The sequence below is a fragment of the Pseudomonas sp. KCJK9016 genome (assembly GCF_046231795.1).
In the GTDB taxonomy this organism is placed as follows: domain Bacteria; phylum Pseudomonadota; class Gammaproteobacteria; order Pseudomonadales; family Pseudomonadaceae; genus Aquipseudomonas; species Aquipseudomonas bananamidigenes.
In genome coordinates this window covers 113171-129727 of the sequence record NZ_JBJJMM010000019.1, presented here as the reverse complement: position 1 = coordinate 129727, position 16557 = coordinate 113171, and the positions used below count along the sequence as shown (strand labels likewise).

General features: G+C 61.7%; 13 protein-coding genes. 9 read left to right on the top strand and 4 right to left on the bottom strand.

Annotated features, from left to right (window positions below; translation table 11 throughout):
* Positions 1–316 precede the first annotated feature (316 nt).
* The 7 genes from glgX (at position 317) to ACK6BI_RS19395 (ending at position 7299) form a co-directional block, all read left to right on the top strand.
* Positions 317–2476 (top strand): glycogen debranching protein GlgX, encoded by a 2160-nt coding sequence (gene glgX / locus ACK6BI_RS19425; protein WP_409318334.1) that lies wholly within the window; start codon positions 317–319, stop codon positions 2474–2476.
* Position 2477: 1 nt separating this feature from the next.
* Positions 2478–3476, top strand: a complete 999-nt coding sequence (locus ACK6BI_RS19420) for an acyl-CoA dehydrogenase (protein ID WP_409318333.1) — start codon at positions 2478–2480, stop codon at positions 3474–3476.
* Positions 3473–4231: a PIG-L deacetylase family protein gene (locus ACK6BI_RS19415; protein ID WP_409318332.1), complete on the top strand. Its 759-nt coding sequence runs from the start codon at positions 3473–3475 to the stop codon at positions 4229–4231. The genes ACK6BI_RS19420 and ACK6BI_RS19415 overlap by 4 nt, the downstream gene beginning before the upstream one ends.
* The gene (locus ACK6BI_RS19410; protein WP_409318331.1) at positions 4228–4827 is read left to right on the top strand and encodes an SAM-dependent methyltransferase; all 600 of its coding nucleotides are present in this window, start codon (positions 4228–4230) and stop codon (positions 4825–4827) included. The genes ACK6BI_RS19415 and ACK6BI_RS19410 overlap by 4 nt, the downstream gene beginning before the upstream one ends.
* Complete coding sequence (locus ACK6BI_RS19405; protein WP_409318330.1) at positions 4824–5483, top strand: glycosyltransferase; 660 nt, start codon at positions 4824–4826, stop codon at positions 5481–5483. The genes ACK6BI_RS19410 and ACK6BI_RS19405 overlap by 4 nt, the downstream gene beginning before the upstream one ends.
* Positions 5484–5652: 169 nt before the next feature.
* A complete protein-coding gene (locus tag ACK6BI_RS19400) occupies positions 5653–6414 on the top strand; it encodes a PIG-L deacetylase family protein (RefSeq protein ID WP_260523380.1) in 762 nt (253 codons plus the stop codon).
* Positions 6415–6501: 87 nt separating this feature from the next.
* Positions 6502–7299: an endonuclease/exonuclease/phosphatase family protein gene (locus tag ACK6BI_RS19395; RefSeq protein ID WP_409318329.1), complete on the top strand. Its 798-nt coding sequence runs from the start codon at positions 6502–6504 to the stop codon at positions 7297–7299.
* A 225-nt stretch (positions 7300–7524) separates the two neighbouring features.
* Here ACK6BI_RS19395 and glgB read toward each other — a convergent pair whose 3' ends face one another.
* The 3 genes from glgB to ACK6BI_RS19380 all read right to left on the bottom strand — a co-directional run bounded on the left by glgB (position 7525) and on the right by ACK6BI_RS19380 (position 15263).
* The gene (glgB, locus tag ACK6BI_RS19390; protein ID WP_409318328.1) at positions 7525–9756 is read right to left on the bottom strand and encodes a 1,4-alpha-glucan branching protein GlgB; all 2232 of its coding nucleotides are present in this window, start codon (positions 9754–9756) and stop codon (positions 7525–7527) included.
* Positions 9757–9758: 2 nt separating this feature from the next.
* Positions 9759–13100: a maltose alpha-D-glucosyltransferase gene (treS, locus tag ACK6BI_RS19385; RefSeq protein WP_409318327.1), complete on the bottom strand. Its 3342-nt coding sequence runs from the start codon at positions 13098–13100 to the stop codon at positions 9759–9761.
* Between the two features lie 168 nt (positions 13101–13268).
* Positions 13269–15263 (bottom strand): alpha-1,4-glucan--maltose-1-phosphate maltosyltransferase, encoded by a 1995-nt coding sequence (locus ACK6BI_RS19380; RefSeq protein ID WP_409318326.1) that lies wholly within the window; start codon positions 15261–15263, stop codon positions 13269–13271.
* Positions 15264–15480: 217 nt separating this feature from the next.
* Here ACK6BI_RS19380 and ACK6BI_RS19375 point away from each other — a divergent pair, with 217 nt between their 5' ends.
* Complete coding sequence (locus tag ACK6BI_RS19375; RefSeq protein WP_176704418.1) at positions 15481–15639, top strand: hypothetical protein; 159 nt, start codon at positions 15481–15483, stop codon at positions 15637–15639.
* A gap of 1 nt (position 15640) precedes the next feature.
* Here the strand turns inward: ACK6BI_RS19375 and ACK6BI_RS19370 are convergent, their stop codons facing one another.
* Positions 15641–16141, bottom strand: a complete 501-nt coding sequence (locus tag ACK6BI_RS19370) for an MgtC/SapB family protein (protein WP_065258013.1) — start codon at positions 16139–16141, stop codon at positions 15641–15643.
* A 121-nt stretch (positions 16142–16262) separates the two neighbouring features.
* On the opposite strand from ACK6BI_RS19370, the gene ACK6BI_RS19365 reads away from it, so the two are divergent.
* The gene (locus ACK6BI_RS19365) at positions 16263–16496 is read left to right on the top strand and encodes a DUF3203 family protein (RefSeq protein ID WP_409318325.1); all 234 of its coding nucleotides are present in this window, start codon (positions 16263–16265) and stop codon (positions 16494–16496) included.
* Positions 16497–16557: the final 61 nt, after the last annotated feature.

The window sequence follows — 16557 nt, the reverse complement described above, 5'->3', positions numbered from 1 at the left end:
CCGCGCACACACCCACCCCCACCAACCCCGCCGCAAGAAAGGCACCAACACCAAACCCGGGGCGGCCGGAAAGGCCCAAACCGACGAGGCACGCAAAAGTGATCCCCCGGGCGGAAAAAACCGCCGAGAAAAAGCCCCGCGCCCCTCGTAAACCCCCGGCGGTCTGAAGCTTTACGCCCCATTGAATTGAATGAACACGTGGCGGGTTCCCTCGCCACGCGGGGCACGCTCGCCCTGAAAAAATGAACTTCCTGTGGCGGCGAGCCTGCTCGCTGCCACAGAGGATTGATGCCCACCCCCAGTTGCAGGAGCAATCATGACCCGTCCAAAACAAACCGAGCCCGCCGCCCATGCCGAGCCCACACGAATCCGTGAAGGTTTGCCCTTCCCGCTCGGTGCCACCTGGGATGGTCTGGGGGTCAACTTCGCGCTGTTTTCCGCCAACGCCACCCGGGTCGAATTGTGCATCTTCGACGATGCCGGGGAAGTCGAACTCGAACGCATCGAGCTGCCGGAATATACCGACGAGATTTTCCACGGCTACCTGCCCGACGCCCATCCAGGACTGATTTATGGCTACCGTGTCTATGGTCCGTACGACCCGGCGAACGGTCACCGTTTCAACCACAACAAGCTGCTGATCGACCCCTACGCCAAGCAGCTGGTCGGCCAGCTGAAATGGTCCGAAGCGCTGTTCGGCTACACCATCGGCCACCCGGATGCCGATCTCAGTTTCGACGAACGTGACAGCGCGCCCTACGTGCCCAAGTGCAAGGTCATCGACCCGGCGCACACCTGGGGCAACGACCATCGGGTCAGCGTGCCGTGGGACAAGACCATCATTTATGAAACCCACGTGCGTGGCATCAGCATGCGCCACCCGGCGGTGCCGGATAACGTGCGCGGGACGTTCGCCGGTCTGATGGTCGACGATGTGCTGGAACATATCCGCAAACTGGGCGTATCGAGCGTCGAACTGTTGCCGATCCACGCCTTCGTCAACGACCAGCATTTGCTGCACAAGGGCATGACCAATTACTGGGGCTACAACAGCATCGCGTTTTTCGCCCCGGACCCGCGCTACCTGGCCAGCGGCAAGATCGCCGAGTTCAAGGAAATGGTCGCGCACCTGCACGAAGCCAACCTCGAAGTGATCCTCGATGTGGTCTACAACCACACCGCCGAGGGCAATGAACAGGGCCCGACCCTGTCGATGCGCGGGATCGACAACGCCTCGTATTACCGGCTGATGCCGGACGACAAGCGCTTCTATATCAATGATTCCGGCACCGGCAACACCCTGGACCTGAGTCACCCGTGCGTGCTGCAAATGGTCACCGACTCGTTGCGCTACTGGGCCAGCGAAATGCACGTCGACGGTTTCCGCTTCGATCTGGCGACCATCCTCGGGCGCTATCACGACGGTTTCGACGAGCGTCACAGCTTCCTTGTCGCCTGCCGTCAGGACCCGGTGCTGCGCCAGGTGAAACTGATCGCCGAACCCTGGGACTGCGGACCCGGCGGCTATCAGGTCGGCCACTTTCCGCCGGGCTGGGTCGAATGGAACGACAAGTTCCGCGACACCGTGCGTGCCTTCTGGAAAGGCGACGACGGCCAGCTCGCCGACTTCGCCAGCCGCATGACCGCCTCCGGGGAAATGTTCAATCAACGTGGCCGACGCCCTTACTCATCGGTGAACTTCGTCACCGCCCACGACGGTTTCACCCTCAACGATCTGGTGTCCTACAACGACAAGCACAACGAGGCCAACGACGAGAACAATCAGGACGGCAGCAATAACAATCTGTCGTGGAACCACGGTGTCGAAGGCCCCACCGACGACCCGGAAATCAATGCGCTGCGTCACCGGCAGATGCGTAACTTCTTCGCCACGCTGCTGCTGGCCCAAGGCACGCCGATGATCGTTGCCGGTGACGAATTCGCCCGGACCCAGGACGGCAACAACAATGCCTATTGCCAGGACAGCGAAATCGGCTGGGTCAACTGGGACCTGAGCGAGGACGGCAAGTCGCTGCTGAAGTTCGTCAAACGCCTGATCAAGTTGCGCCTGGCTTATCCGATCCTGCGCCGCGGCCGTTTTCTGGTGGGCGAATACAACGAGGATATCGGGGTCAAGGACGTGACCTGGCTGGCACCGGATGCCACCGAGATGGGCACCGAACACTGGCACGACGCGCACAACCGTTGCCTGGGCATGCTGCTCGACGGCCGCGCGCAGGAAACCGGCATTCGCCGCAAAGGGGCCGATGCCACGTTGCTGCTGATCGTCAATGCCCATCACGACATCGTCAATTTCACCTTGCCGCAAGTGCCGGAAGGCCGTTACTGGACCTGCATGATCGACACCAACCAACCGTCGATTCGCGGTCAGGAGCGCTTCGATTTCGGCCATGAGTACTCGGTCACCGGCCGCTCGCTGTTGTTGTTCGAACTGCAACGGGACGAGGAAGACTGACATGGAGCTCGCTGACTATCTGGCATTGCACGCACCGGACTATGGCGACACGGCTGCCCTTGGACGCTGTCTGCGGGAGATGGTCGAAGCCGGACTGGACCGGCTTCCGTTGCCCGCTAACGGCCACACGCTGCAGCGCTGGCAAAGGCTGTCGGAAGTCGGCGGGCATGATCTGGGGCTGTGCAAACTCTACGAAGGCCACACCGATGCCCTGGCGATCATCCATCAGCTCGGCGGCACGCCGACACCCGGCAGCACCTGGGGCATGTGGGCCGCCGAACCGCCCCAGGCGCGGGTGCGGGTCTCGCCTTCCGGCCACATGGTGCGCCTGCACGGACGCAAGGCCTGGTGTTCCGGAGCAGCGGTGCTCAGCCATGCGCTGCTCACCGCCTGGGATGACGACGATCGCCAACAACTGGTGGCGGTGGCCCTCGATCAACCGGGCGTGACAATCACCGACCAAGGCTGGCAAGCCATCGGCATGGCGGCCACCGGCAGCGTCGAGGTGCTGTTCGACAATGTGGAGGCCCAGGCCATCGGCAATCCCGGTGACTATCTGCAACGACCGGGTTTCTGGCACGGCGGCATCGGCATCGCCGCCTGTTGGTACGGGGCCGCACGGGCCATCGCCGAGCGCTTGCGCCAGCATTGCGCCAAACGTGAAGAACCTCACGCACTGGCCAGTCTCGGCGCAGTCGACAGCGCGTTGCAGGCTGCCGCGCAGGTCCTGCGCAGCAGCGCGCTGGACATTGACAGTCACCCCCAGGCCGATGCCGAACTGCTGGCCCGGCGGGTCCGTGCAGTGGTCGAGCACGCCGCCGAACAGGTCATCCGCGACACTGGCCACGCATTGGGCGCCGGGCCGTTCTGCAAGGACCGGCATTTCGCCCGACTGATCGCCGACCTTCCGGTGTACCTGCGCCAGAGTCACGCCGAACGCGACCTCGCCGTTCTCGGCCAACTGGCCGCCCGGCAACCGGTCGAGGGATGGGCGTTATGAAAAGCAATCAGATCGTCGGCCATGGAACGAGCCTGGAGCAATGGCAAACCTCCTGTCAGCTGGCGGCGCTGGACAGCATCGACATTCTTGACCTCGTGCCACCCGGTTCACGGGCGGTGATCATCGCGCCCCATCCGGATGACGAAGTGCTGGGTTGCGGCGGATTTCTGCAACGGCTCGCCAGTGCCGGACGTTCACTGCAACTGATATCGGTCACGGACGGCAGCGCCAGCCATCCCGGATCCTCCCGTTGGCCCGTGGAGCGCTTGAGCGTGGTACGTCCACAGGAGTCCGCCGAGGCCTTGCGCCGTCTCGGTCTGCCGATGCATCAACTGCAATGGCTGCGCGGCGGATTCCCCGACACTCAGGTGGCCGCCCGCGAATCTTCACTCTGCGAGTATCTGGCCGGTTATCTGCAGGCGGGTGACGTGGTCTTCTCCACCTGGCGCGAGGATGGCCACAGCGACCATGAAGCCGTTGGCCGCGCCGCCGTGGAAGCGGCACGTCGCGTCGGCGCACGCTGTCATGAGTTGCCGGTCTGGACCTGGCACTGGGCAGATCCGGAAGACGCCAGAGTGCCCTGGGAGCGGGCGCGGAAAATCGCCCTGAGCAAAATGCAGATAGCGCGCAAGCGCCATGCGATCCATGCCTTTGCCAGTCAGCTGGAAGGCGATCCCGACGCGGGCCTGGCGCCGGTGCTCCCGCCTCATGTGCTCGATCGACTGTTGCAGCCATTCGAGGTGGTGTTTCTATGAGCGTCGAGGATCGCTACTTTGAAGGGTTGTTCAGTGGCAACGATGATCCCTGGGCGTTTCGCCAGCGCTGGTATGAACAGCGCAAACGCGCCATTACGCTGGCCGCCCTGCCGCGTCCTCGCTATCGGGCGATCTTCGAGCCCGGTTGTGCCAATGGCGAACTGAGCGCGGCCCTGGCAGAACGCTGCGACCGGCTGTTGTGCTGCGACACAACGGAAGCGGCGGTCAAACTGGCGCGCACCCGGTTGAGCCTGTTCGATCACGCCGAAGTCCGGCATTGCCGCCTGCCGCGGCAATGGCCCGAGGAGAAGTTCGACCTGATCGTATTCAGCGAAATCGGCTATTACCTGGACCGGGACGACCTGATTGAAGTGATCCGCCAACTCGACGATTCACTGACCGCCGACGGGCAATTGCTGGCCTGCCATTGGCGGCCGGCCATCGAGGGCTGCCCGCTCAATGCACGTCAGGTCCACGACCTGATCCATGAACGGTTGCACCTGCCGCGACTGCTGCTGCATCAGGAAGCGGATTTCCTGCTGGAGGTGTGGAGCCGCGAACCCCGGTCAGTGGCCACCCTGGAGGGATTGCGATGATCGGCATCCTGATTCCTGCACATAATGAAGAAGAACGGCTCGACGACTGCCTGCGTGCGGCCCTGCGCGCCGCCACCCATGCCATGCTGGCCGGCGAGCGGGTGGAAATTCTGATCGTTCTCGACAGCTGCACCGATCGTTCGGCGGAGATCGTCAGCCAGTATCCGGTATTGGCATTGAGTATCAACGCCCGCAATGTCGGTCTGGCCCGGGCGATCGGCGCGCAACGACTGCTTGAACGCGGCGCCCGCTGGATCTCCTGCTCGGACGCGGACAGCCGGGTCGCCGACGACTGGCTGGTCGCCCAGCTCGGACTGGGTGTGGATGCGGTCTGTGGAACGGTGACCGTCGAACACTGGCATGACTCGATCGATGAAGCGGCGCAAATCCGGTATCACCACCATTACCAGGCGTGTGACGGCCACCGGCATATTCACGGTGCGAATCTGGGTATCAGCGCCCAGGCCTACAAACGGGCCGGTGGTTTCCAGGCGCTGGCCTGCGACGAAGACGTGCAACTGGTCCGGCAACTCGAGCGCTCCGGGGCCAGCATCGCCTGGAGTCATCGCCCCCAGGTCGTCACCAGCGCCCGTCTCGACAGTCGCGCACGGGGTGGTTTCGGCGACTATCTGCGACAGTTGGCACAGTCTGAATAAAAAAAAGCGTATCAGATTGATCTGTGACGCGACGAACCGCGTGTCTTGAGCAATACTCTGCATCGCGGCAATCCAGGGTTCGGAGCGCTGCCGGGTTATCAACCAGCCTTCAAGGGTCAAGCACGCGTCCGTGCGCGACGGAAGGCCAGACACAAGGACGTCCTGCCCCATGAAACCGTTATCGCTGAATGAAAGCGGCCTGCCTGCACAAATCTGGAACAGCGCCGCGCAACTCGACAACATTCCCGTCATCAGCACCCATAATCTGGTTCCGGCCGGCGCCCGCGCCGTGGTCATCGCTCCTCATCCCGGGGACGAAGTGGTCACCTGCGGTGGTCTGCTGCAGCTGCTGTGCAGCCTTGGCCATCCCCTGCAATTGCTGTCGATCACCGATGGCAGTGCCAGCCATCCCGGTTCGCGTCAGTGGTCGGAGAAGCGCCTGAGCGTGTTTCGCCCCCAGGAAAGTGTCGAGGCCCTGCGCCGTCTGGGTCTGCCGATGCACAGCCTGAAGTGGGTGCGCGGGGGCTTCACCGACAATGCGCTGCTCGACCAGGAAGCCCAGTTGACCGAATTCATCTCCCGCTACCTGCGCCCCGGCGACGTGGTGTTCAGCACCTGGCGCGAAGACGGTGCCGAGGATCATGAAGTGGTCGGCCGGGCCAGCGCACAGGCCGCACGCCAGGTCGGCGCCGCCTACCACGATGTGCCGGTCTGGGCCTGGCACTGGCCGGAACGCGATCAGGCACAGATTCCCTGGCACCGGGCACGCAAGCTACGCCTCGACACCTGGACGGTCGCGCGCAAGAGTCACGCCACCCATGCCTACGCCAGCCAGCTCAACGGCGAACCGGCCATCGGCATTGCGCCGCTGTTGCCCAAGGCTATTCTGGAGCGAATGCGTTTGCCTTATGAAATCGTTTTCGTGGATTGATCGACGGCGGCGGGCATCACTCAAAGTGAACTGCCCGGCCTTGCGGCCAGTCGCATGAACAGGCAGTCATGATTCAGAGGAGTGACCGTGTCCAGCGACCCCAAGCGTCATGTCATCGACGCAAAGCCCTTGAACCCGTCCGTCACCCATCGCCTGCGCGTGCTGACGGTCAATACACACAAAGGCTTCACAGCACTCAATCGGCGCTTCATCCTTCCCGAATTGCGTGAAGCGGTGCGCAGTACCAGCGCCGACCTGGTGTTTCTGCAGGAAGTGGTCGGCGAACACGAACGGCATTCCAGTCGCTACAACGAGTGGCCACAGACCTCGCAGTACGAGTTTCTCGCCGACAGCATGTGGAGCGACTTTGCCTACGGACGCAACGCCGTCTACCCGGACGGCCATCACGGCAATGCCCTGTTGTCGAAATACCCGATCCGCGAATACCGCAACCTCGACGTCTCGATCACCGGCCCCGAACGGCGCGGCCTGCTGCATTGCGTCCTGGACGTGCCGGGGCATGCCGAAGTCCATGCCATCTGCGTGCATCTGAGCCTGCTGGAAAGTCATCGGCAATTGCAGCTGCAGCTGCTCTGCCAGTTGCTGGAGTCCCTGCCGGACAAGGCGCCGGTGATCATCGCCGGTGATTTCAATGACTGGCAAATGCAGGGCAACGCCGCCCTCGCCCGTCGTGACTACTTGCACGAAGCCTTCGAACGCCACCATGGACGACCGGCCAAAACCTACCCTGCACGTTTCCCGTTGCTGCGACTGGATCGGATTTACCTGCGCAATGCCAGCAGCCATGACCCGCAGATTCTCGGCAACAAGCCCTGGACTCATCTGTCGGACCACCTGCCGCTGGCCGTCGAAGTGCATTTGTAACCGAAATATTGACAGGTTAACCCAGCCACGTAACGCCAACATGCCATCGGCGACCGGGCCGTGGGCAGGTCAGCGATGGCAGAAAAAATCCTGTTTGTAGAGCCTTCGTCGTGATTGGCCCGACAAACAGGTAAGTTGATCGGCAGTCTGGGGGTGCGGATGCGCTGGCAAGTGCGCTCTCGGCTTACCTGCGGGAGCAAGCCGTCTGCTCCCGCAGGTTGAACCTCAACCCTCGGGCTTGAGAATCAACACCGCCAGCGGCGGCAGGTTCAACTCCAGCGACAACGCCTGACCGTGGCTGGCTACCTCTTCGGTAAACGCCCCGCCGCCATTGCCGTAATTGGAACCGGCATACGTGTCGGCATCGCTGTTGAACAACTCGTTCCAACGCCCGGCAAACGGCACACCGACCCGATACGACTGACGCGGCACCGGGGTGAAGTTGGCCACCACCAGCACTGGCGATCCGTCCCTGCTCCAGCGCAACCAGGCGTAGACGCTGTTGATCGCGTCGTCACCGATCAGCCATTGGAACCCTTGCGGCGCATCATCCTGCTCATGCAGCGCCGGTTCATCGCGATACAAACGGTTGAGGTCGGTCACCAGTTTCTGCACGCCTTTGTGTTCGGAATACTGCAGCAGATACCAGTCCAGTTGCTGATCGTGATTCCATTCGCGCCACTGGCCGAACTCGCAGCCCATGAACAGCAGTTTCTTGCCCGGATGAGTCCACATGAAGCTCAGATAGGCCCGCAGGTTGGCGAATTTCTGCCAGCGATCGCCGGGCATCTTGTCGATCAGCGAGTGCTTGCCGTGCACCACTTCATCGTGGGAAATCGGCAGGATGAAGCGCTCGGACCAAGCGTACACTAGGCCGAAGCTCAGCTCGTTGTGGTGATGGGCGCGGTACACCGGATCCTGCTGGATGTAATGCAATGAATCGTGCATCCAGCCCATGTTCCACTTGTACGAAAAACCGAGGCCACCCTGTTGGGTGCTCTGGCTGACGCCCGGCCAAGCCGTGGATTCCTCGGCGATCACCAGCGCCCCCGGCGCCTCCAGTGCCACCACATCGTTGAGGTGGCGCAGGAAATCGATGGCCTCCAGATTCTCCCGGCCACCGTGACGATTGGGCACCCACTCCCCGGCCTTGCGCGAATAGTCGCGATAGAGCATCGAGGCCACCGCATCGACCCGCAACCCGTCGACATGGAAATGCTTCAGCCAGTGCAACGCCGAGGCCAGCATGTAGCCGTGCACTTCGGTACGACCCAGGTTGTAGATCAGCGTGTCCCAGTCCTGATGAAAACCTTCCAGCGGGTTGCCGTATTCGTACAACGCCGTGCCGTCGAACTGCGCCAGACCGTGAACATCGGTCGGGAAATGCGCCGGCACCCAATCTAGAATCACACCAATGTCAGCCTGATGGCAGGCGTTGACGAACGCTGCGAACTCGTCCGGCGTGCCGTAACGCGCGCTCGGCGCGAATTGCGACAGCAACTGATAGCCCCAGGAGCCACCGAACGGGTGCTCCATGATCGGCATCAGTTCGATGTGGGTGAAGCCCAGTTCCTTGACGTAGGGAATCAGTCGCTCGGCCAGTTCCGGCCAGCGGTACTGGCGGGACACTTCACCCAGATCGTCCAGCTCGCATTGCCAGGAACCGGCATGCAGCTCGTAGATCGACAGCGGTGCATTGTGTTGCTGGCGCTCGCGGCGGCCGGTCATCCAGTCCTGATCCTGCCAGTCGATTTGCAATGGCGAAGCGACTTTGGAAGCCGTGTCCGGCGGCAGGCTGGTGGCCAGTGCCATCGGGTCGGCCTTGAGCGGCAGGATGCCGTGGGCGCCGAGAATTTCATACTTGTACAGATCGCCCGCCTGCAGGCGTGGAATGAACAACTCCCAGACCCCGGACGGATGCCGCAGCCGCATCGGATGCCTGCGCCCGTCCCAGACGTTGAAATCACCCACCACCGACACCCGCCGGGCATTCGGCGCCCATACGGCAAACCGCACGCCGTCGACGCCATCGACGGTTTTCAACTGCGCACCGAGGCAACTGCTGAGGTCGCGATGATTGCCTTCGGCGAACAGGTACAGGTCCATTTCGCCGAGCAACTGGCCAAAGCTGTAGGGATCTTCCGTGACCTGCTCGCCACCGGCCCAACGGGTGCGCAACAGGTAAGGTCGCACATCCTTGAAATGGGCGACGAACAGCCCGGGCGTCTCGGTCGCCTCCAACGGACCGCGCTCCTCACCAGAATCCTTGTCCAGCACCGTGACACTCAACGCACCGGGCAGATAGGCCCGGATGAATTGCCCGCCGGCGCCATCGCCGTGGGGGCCGAGAATGGAAAACGGGTCCTGATGTTCTGCGCGCACCAGGGCATCGATGTCCCTGGCTTTGGGCAGCAAACGCTCTTCAACGTGACCCTGTTCCTTGTTCGAGAAACTCATGACTACTCTCCACCAAGATCGGAAAAGGGTTTCAGCCCCGTCAACAACCCGTACAGACCGTGCAGCGGCACGGGCAGCCAGGTGGGGCGATTTTCGGCTTCATAGGCCACTTCGTAGGCCGCTTTCTCCAGACCGAACAACGCCAGCGCGGCCTCGGCACCTTCAGGATCCTGCCAGGCATGATCAAGACTAGCTGCCGCCCGGTGATATGCCTCCATAAATGCTTCCCGCGCTTCGCGCAGATAACGTTCGGTCACCCGCCGCCGTGCGACCTCGGCTTCGGGACTGTTGTCGACGTTGTGCACATTGAGGGCCATCGCGGCGGCGTAATCGAACGAACGCAACACCCCGCTGACATCCTTGTAGGGGCTGTGCTTGCCGCGACGTTCAGCCAGAGGTCGCGCCGGTTCGCCTTCGAAATCGATCAGGTAGGCATCGCCCTTGATCACCAGCACCTGACCCAGATGCAGATCACCATGCACCCGGATGCGCAGGCCGCCGGCGGATTTCTTCGCCAGATCCTGTACATGGGCGAGGATGGTTTTCCTGTGCTCGAGCAGACGGCCGACAAGCTTCTGATCCGCCCCATCGAGTTCGCCCTGATGCTGTTTGAGCAGTACCAGCGCATGCTCGACCTGAGCGGCGACATCCTTGCCGGTGGCCTGTGCATCCCTGGCCGAACTGACCTGCGGCGCGAAGTCCTGGTTGTCGGTGGCTGTCGCCAGCACCTGATGCATTTCCCCCAGACGCTGACCCAGCATGCCGGCAAAATCCTTCAGCTCACCGAGGGCGTTGTAATGCTGCGACTGTTCGGATACGGCGTCTGCCAGTTCGTCGCGCAATGCCCGCTCGAGGTTGTTCTGCGTCCATTCCCAGGCATCGCCCTGATTGCTCAGATAACCCTGCGCAATCATCAGCAGGTTGTCTTCACCCTGGCCGTCGCGGCGAATCACCGAGCCGAGCAGCGGGGAAATATTGGCAAATCCGGCTGCGGTCAGGTAAGCGCTCATTTCCAGTTCCGGGTGTACGCCGGAAGCGACTTTGCGGATCAGTTTCAGTACCAGACTGTTGCCGATCACCACCGAACTGTTGGATTGCTCGGCGGACAGATAACGCACTTCGGATTCGGCGCCGAGGCCGAGGCTGTCCAACCGGGGCGTGGACTCGAAACGGATTTCGCCATCGCTCGATTCCAGCACCGTCGCGGACTGCATGCCTTGCAGCACCGCACGAATAAAGGCTTCCAGGCTGAACGCATCCGTAATCAGCCCCACCTGACGCCCCCGCCGCACCCGCGCCAACGCCAATTGCTGAGGCAACGCAGGCCCGACCTGATCTTCCGAAATGAACCCGAACGGCAACTGGTAACGACTGGTCTGCCCGCCGCTGCCGACTTCGATTTCGCTGAACAGCACCGGATGCTGCGCATCGCCAAAGCGCACGCCGTAGGCCAGACGAACCTGCTCGACGGCCGCATCCTTGCCGGCGAACCAGCGGCGGTTGTGCAACCAGCTCGGCAAAATGGCTTGTTCGAGGGTGGCCCGGGACGGCGCTTCGAGCAGTTCTTCCATGCGTTTTTTCAGCACCAGCGTGGTGAAGTCCGGCAGACTCTGCGCCGGCTCGACGTGCCAGCTCGGCATCTGGTTTTCCGCCGCCAGGCCGAACCAATAGAAACCGTAAGGCGCCAGGGTCAGCAGGAAATTCAATTGGCCGATGGGCGGAAATGCATTACCGCCCAGCATCTCCACCGGCACCATGCCCACGTAAGCCGACAGGTCCAGCTCCACGGCCTGGGCGCTGCGCGAGACGTTGGCCACGCACAGGATGATTTCGTGTTTGCCGTCCGGACCCGTGTATTCGCGGGTATAGGCCAGAACGCGACGGTTGGCTGGCGAGAGCATTTTCAACGTGCCACGACCGAACGCCTTCGACTGCTTGCGCACGGCCAGCAGACGCCGGGTCCAGTTCAGCAGCGAATGCGGATCGCCGGCCTGGGTTTCGACGTTGACCGACTGGAAGCCGTACTGCGGATCCATGATCGGCGGCAGTACCAGACTGGCCGGATCGGCGCGGGAGAAACCGCCGTTACGGTCGATCGACCATTGCATCGGCGTGCGCACACCGTCACGGTCGCCGAGATAAATGTTGTCGCCCATGCCGATTTCGTCACCGTAATACAGGGTCGGCGTGCCCGGCATCGACAGCAGCAGGCTGTTGAGCAGTTCGATCCGGCGGCGGTCACGCTCCATCAGCGGCGCCAGACGCCGACGGATACCGAGGTTGATCCGCGCACGGCGGTCGGCGGCGTAGTAGTTCCAGAGGTAATCGCGTTCCTTGTCAGTGACCATTTCCAGGGTCAGTTCATCATGGTTGCGCAAGAAGATCGCCCATTGGCAATTGGCCGGGATCTCCGGGGTCTGGCGCAGGATATCGGTGATCGGGAAGCGATCTTCCTGGGCCAGCGCCATGTACATGCGCGGCATCAGCGGGAAGTGAAACGCCATGTGACATTCGTCGCCGTTGACGCCCTCGGCGTCGGTCTCACCGAAATACAATTGGGTGTCTTCGGGCCATTGATTGGCTTCGGCCAGCAGCATGCGATCGGGGTAATTGGCGTCGATTTCAGCACGGATCCGCTTGAGGACATCGTGGGTCTCCGGCAGGTTTTCGTTATTGGTGCCGTCGCGCTCGATCAGGTACGGAATGGCATCCAGCCGCAGGCCGTCGATGCCCATGTCCAGCCAGTAGCGCATCACCGACAGCACGGCTTTCATGACTTGCGGGTTGTCGAAATTGAGGTCCGGCTGATGCGAATAGAAACGGTGCCAGAAGTACTGGCCGGCCACCGGGTCCCAGGTCCAGTTGGACTTTTCGGTGTCGAGAAAAATGATCCGCGTGCCGTCGTATTTCTGGTCGTCATCCGACCACACATAAAAGTCACGGGCCGCGGAACCGCGTTTGGCCCTGCGCGCGCGCTGGAACCAGGGATGCTGGTCGGAGGTGTGGTTGATGACCAGTTCGCTGATCACCCGCAAACCGCGTTTATGCGCTTCGGCAATGAAACGCCTGGCATCGGCCATGGTTCCGTAATCGCTGTGTACGCCACGGTATTCGGCAATGTCGTAACCGTCATCGCGCCGTGGCGACGGGTAGAACGGCAGCAGCCAGATAGTGTTGACGCCGAGTTCGGCGATGTAATCGAGTTTGGCGATCAAGCCGGGAAAGTCGCCGATCCCGTCATTGTTGGAGTCGAAAAAGGATTTGACGTGAACCTGATAAATCACCGCGTCCTTGTACCAGAGCGGGTCTTTGATGAAGGTGGCCGACTTGGGTTTCTTCGCCATGTGAAACTCCTGTTCAATTCTATAAAAACGGTGAGCCGATCATTTGGCTCGCAAACGATGAGCAACCTGTGGCAGCGAACCTGCTCGCGAATACGTTTTGGAGGCAACATTTGCATCGAATGTTGATCCGTATTCGTGGGCAGGCTCGCTCCCACACGGAATCTGCGGTCAGGCGGTGATCCGCCAGATCCCGAATGGCTGATAAGCCGGGTCGATCCGCATGAACTGGTACTTGCCGTGCCACTCCCAGCGATGGCCGTTCATCAGATCTTCGCCTTGGGTGGTGGCGTCGTCCGGCAGGCCCATTTCCCATAGCGGCAATTCGAAATTGGCCTCTTGCGGGTGATGCGGATCGAGGCTGACGGCCACCAGAATGAAGTTGCTGCCATCAGCGCTGCGCTTGCCGAAATACAGAATGTTGTCGTTCCAGGCGTTGTAGATCTTCAGGCCCAGATGGCTGTGCAGCGCCGGATTCTGCCGGCGGATGCGATTGAGCTGGGCGATCTCGGCGATGATGTTGCCGGGCTGGTTGAAATCCCGGACGCGGATCTCGTACTTCTCGGAATCGAGGTATTCCTCCTTGCCCGGCACCGGTGCCGACTCGCACAGTTCGAACCCGGAATACATGCCCCACAGACCGGAGCCCATGGTCGCCAGCGCGGCGCGAATGAGAAAACCGGGGCGTCCCGATTCATGCAGAAATGCCGGATTGATGTCCGGGGTATTGACGAAGAAGTTCGGCCGGTAGCACTCGCGCCACGGCGATTCATTGAGCTCGCTGAAATAGCTCGCCAATTCGGCCTTGGTGTTGCGCCAAGTGAAATAGGTGTAGCTCTGGGTGTAACCGACCTTGCCCAGCCGTGCCATCATCGCCGGTGTGGTGAAGGCTTCGGCAAGGAAGATCACCTCGGGATGCAGCGTGCGCACATCGGCGATCAGCCATTGCCAGAACGGCAGCGGCTTGGTGTGCGGGTTGTCGACACGGAAGATCTTCACGCCCTCCTCGACCCAGCCGACGACAATGTCACGCAGCTCGACCCACAGGCTCGGGATCGCTTCCGGCGCATAGAAGTCGACGTTGACGATGTCCTGGTATTTCTTCGGCGGATTCTCCGCGTATTTGATCGTGCCGTCCGGCCGCCAGTTGAACCAGCCTGGATGCTGCTTGAGCCACGGGTGATCCTGGGAACACTGGATGGCGAAATCGAGGGCGATCTCCAGCCCATGGTCGGCAGCCGCCGCCACCAGACGACGAAAGTCCTCTCGGGTACCGAGCTGCGGGTGAATGGCATCGTGCCCGCCTTCTTCGCTGCCAATCGCATAAGGGCTGCCGGGATCGTCCGGGCCTGCGGTCAGCGAATTGTTGCGGCCCTTGCGATGGCTGCGGCCAATCGGATGGATCGGCGTGAAATACAACACGTCGAAGCCCATGTCCTGAATCATCGGCAACCGCGCGTGCACATCATTGAAGGTGCCGTGGCGGGTGGGATCGTCGGTGATCGAGCGGGGAAACAGCTCGTACCAGCTGGCGAACTCGGCCTGCTCCCGTTCGACGTCCACCGGGAATTCCGTGCTGATGCTCAGGTACGGGCGCAGATCGGCTTCGGCCATCAACTGCGCACTGTGCGGGTGCAAAAACAGCGCGACCTGCTCGGTTTCGAGCAGTCCGGACAGCTCATGGTGCATGGCCGCCAGTCGCTCGCTGAGCGGCCCTTCGCTGCGTTCGGCGGCCTGCTGCACCATCGTCCGGCCTTCTTGCAGTTCCAGGCTGACCGGGACGGCCGCGAGGTGTTTTTTCTCCAGTTCGTACTGAAAACTGGCGAACTGATCGATCCAGGCTTCGATCAGGTACAGATAGCGCCCCACACGCTGCGGCCGGAAACGACCTTCCCAGCCATTGTTGCCCTGATCGGTCATGACTTCGCTGCGCCAGGCTTCCTCGCCTTCCTCCCGCCAGCGGATGCGCACCGCCAGTTTGTCGTGGCCGTCGGCGAAAATCTTGCTGGTGACCACGATCTCACGCCCGATCACGGCCTTGACGGCAAACTGTCCACCATCGAGGGTCGGCCGGGTGTTTTCAATGACGATGCGCGGCAGCAACAACGCCTGTGACAGCGGGATATGCGGGTTGTAGCTCTGTTCGGAGGGTTTTTCAGCCGTCATCGAGCATCTCTCCTTAACGCCCCAAGGCGCACGGTTGCCTGTTCAGTACTCAAAACCAGACCGGTGCCCGGCAATGATCGCTCTCAGGTTCCGAGCGAACCTCGGTGACAAAAGTTCACAGGGATTTGCGCCGCCACAAAACCGGATCGATTTCGTGCAGAAGTGGTCAACCCACTTAAGCACTTCTCACGCCATGTGCCACACGGAGGTTCATCCGATGAGTATTCCGATCCCCGCTGAAACGCCCGATCCGAACATCGACAAACCGGTGCTGCCCGAGACCGAGCCGCAACCGGTTCCGGAACAGGAGCCACCGGGCACCACACCACCGCCCAAGGAAGAGCCACCGAGCACCATGCCGCCGGTGATTGTCTGACTCAGGGCTCATGATCTTTCTCGAAGACTTTCACGATTCGAGGCATGACGCTGAAAATCCCCAGCGCCAGCAACGTACTGAGCACCGCCGTCGCTTCGCGGCCCAGCCCGGCCGCGACGCCGATGGCGGCGGTCATCCACAGGCCGGCGGCGGTGGTCAGGCCCTTGACGTGACCTTCGTCACCTTCGTGATTTTTCAAAATGGTGCCGGCCCCGAGAAAGCCGATCCCGGCAATCACGCCCTGCACCACCCGGCTCATCGCATCGGCCTGGGAGCCGGACAACTGCGGCACCAATACAAACAGCGCGGCGCCGAGGGCCACCAGCATGTGCGTGCGAACCCCGGCAGCCTTGCCCTTGTGCTCACGTTCGAAACCGAGAATCCCGCCCAGTACGGCCGCCATCAGCAGCCGCACGGTGATCCGCGTCAGTTGCGACGCATCACCGATGTCGGCGAATTCCGCTTGCAGGGTTTTCCACACTTCATGCCACCAGGCGTCCATTGCGCAGTCCTTGAAACGAGGTCATGAACGGTGGACAGCAGCGACCATTAATCGGTTGCGTAGAACGATCACCTGAACGGGCGCCCTAACCTTTCAACACCCTTGGAAAAAGGACAGCCCCATGACCGTGCGTATCGAAAACCAGACCTGTTTCTTCGCCACCGAAAACGGTGAACAGATTCGCCTGTGCGGCGACCTGACGGTCATCACCGACAGTGAAAAATCGATGTCCGCCGTGGAAATCGAAGGCCGGCGCATCTACATCACGGAAGCCGAGGCCGATGCCTTGACCGTCGCCGGAGCCACTGACGGGCGCAAACACCTCAAAGCCACCGACGGTGATTCGGTGATTTGACTGACCCCGGTCAATATCGCGCACAACCGTCCGGTATAGGCGTCTGCGCCCCTTGCCTACC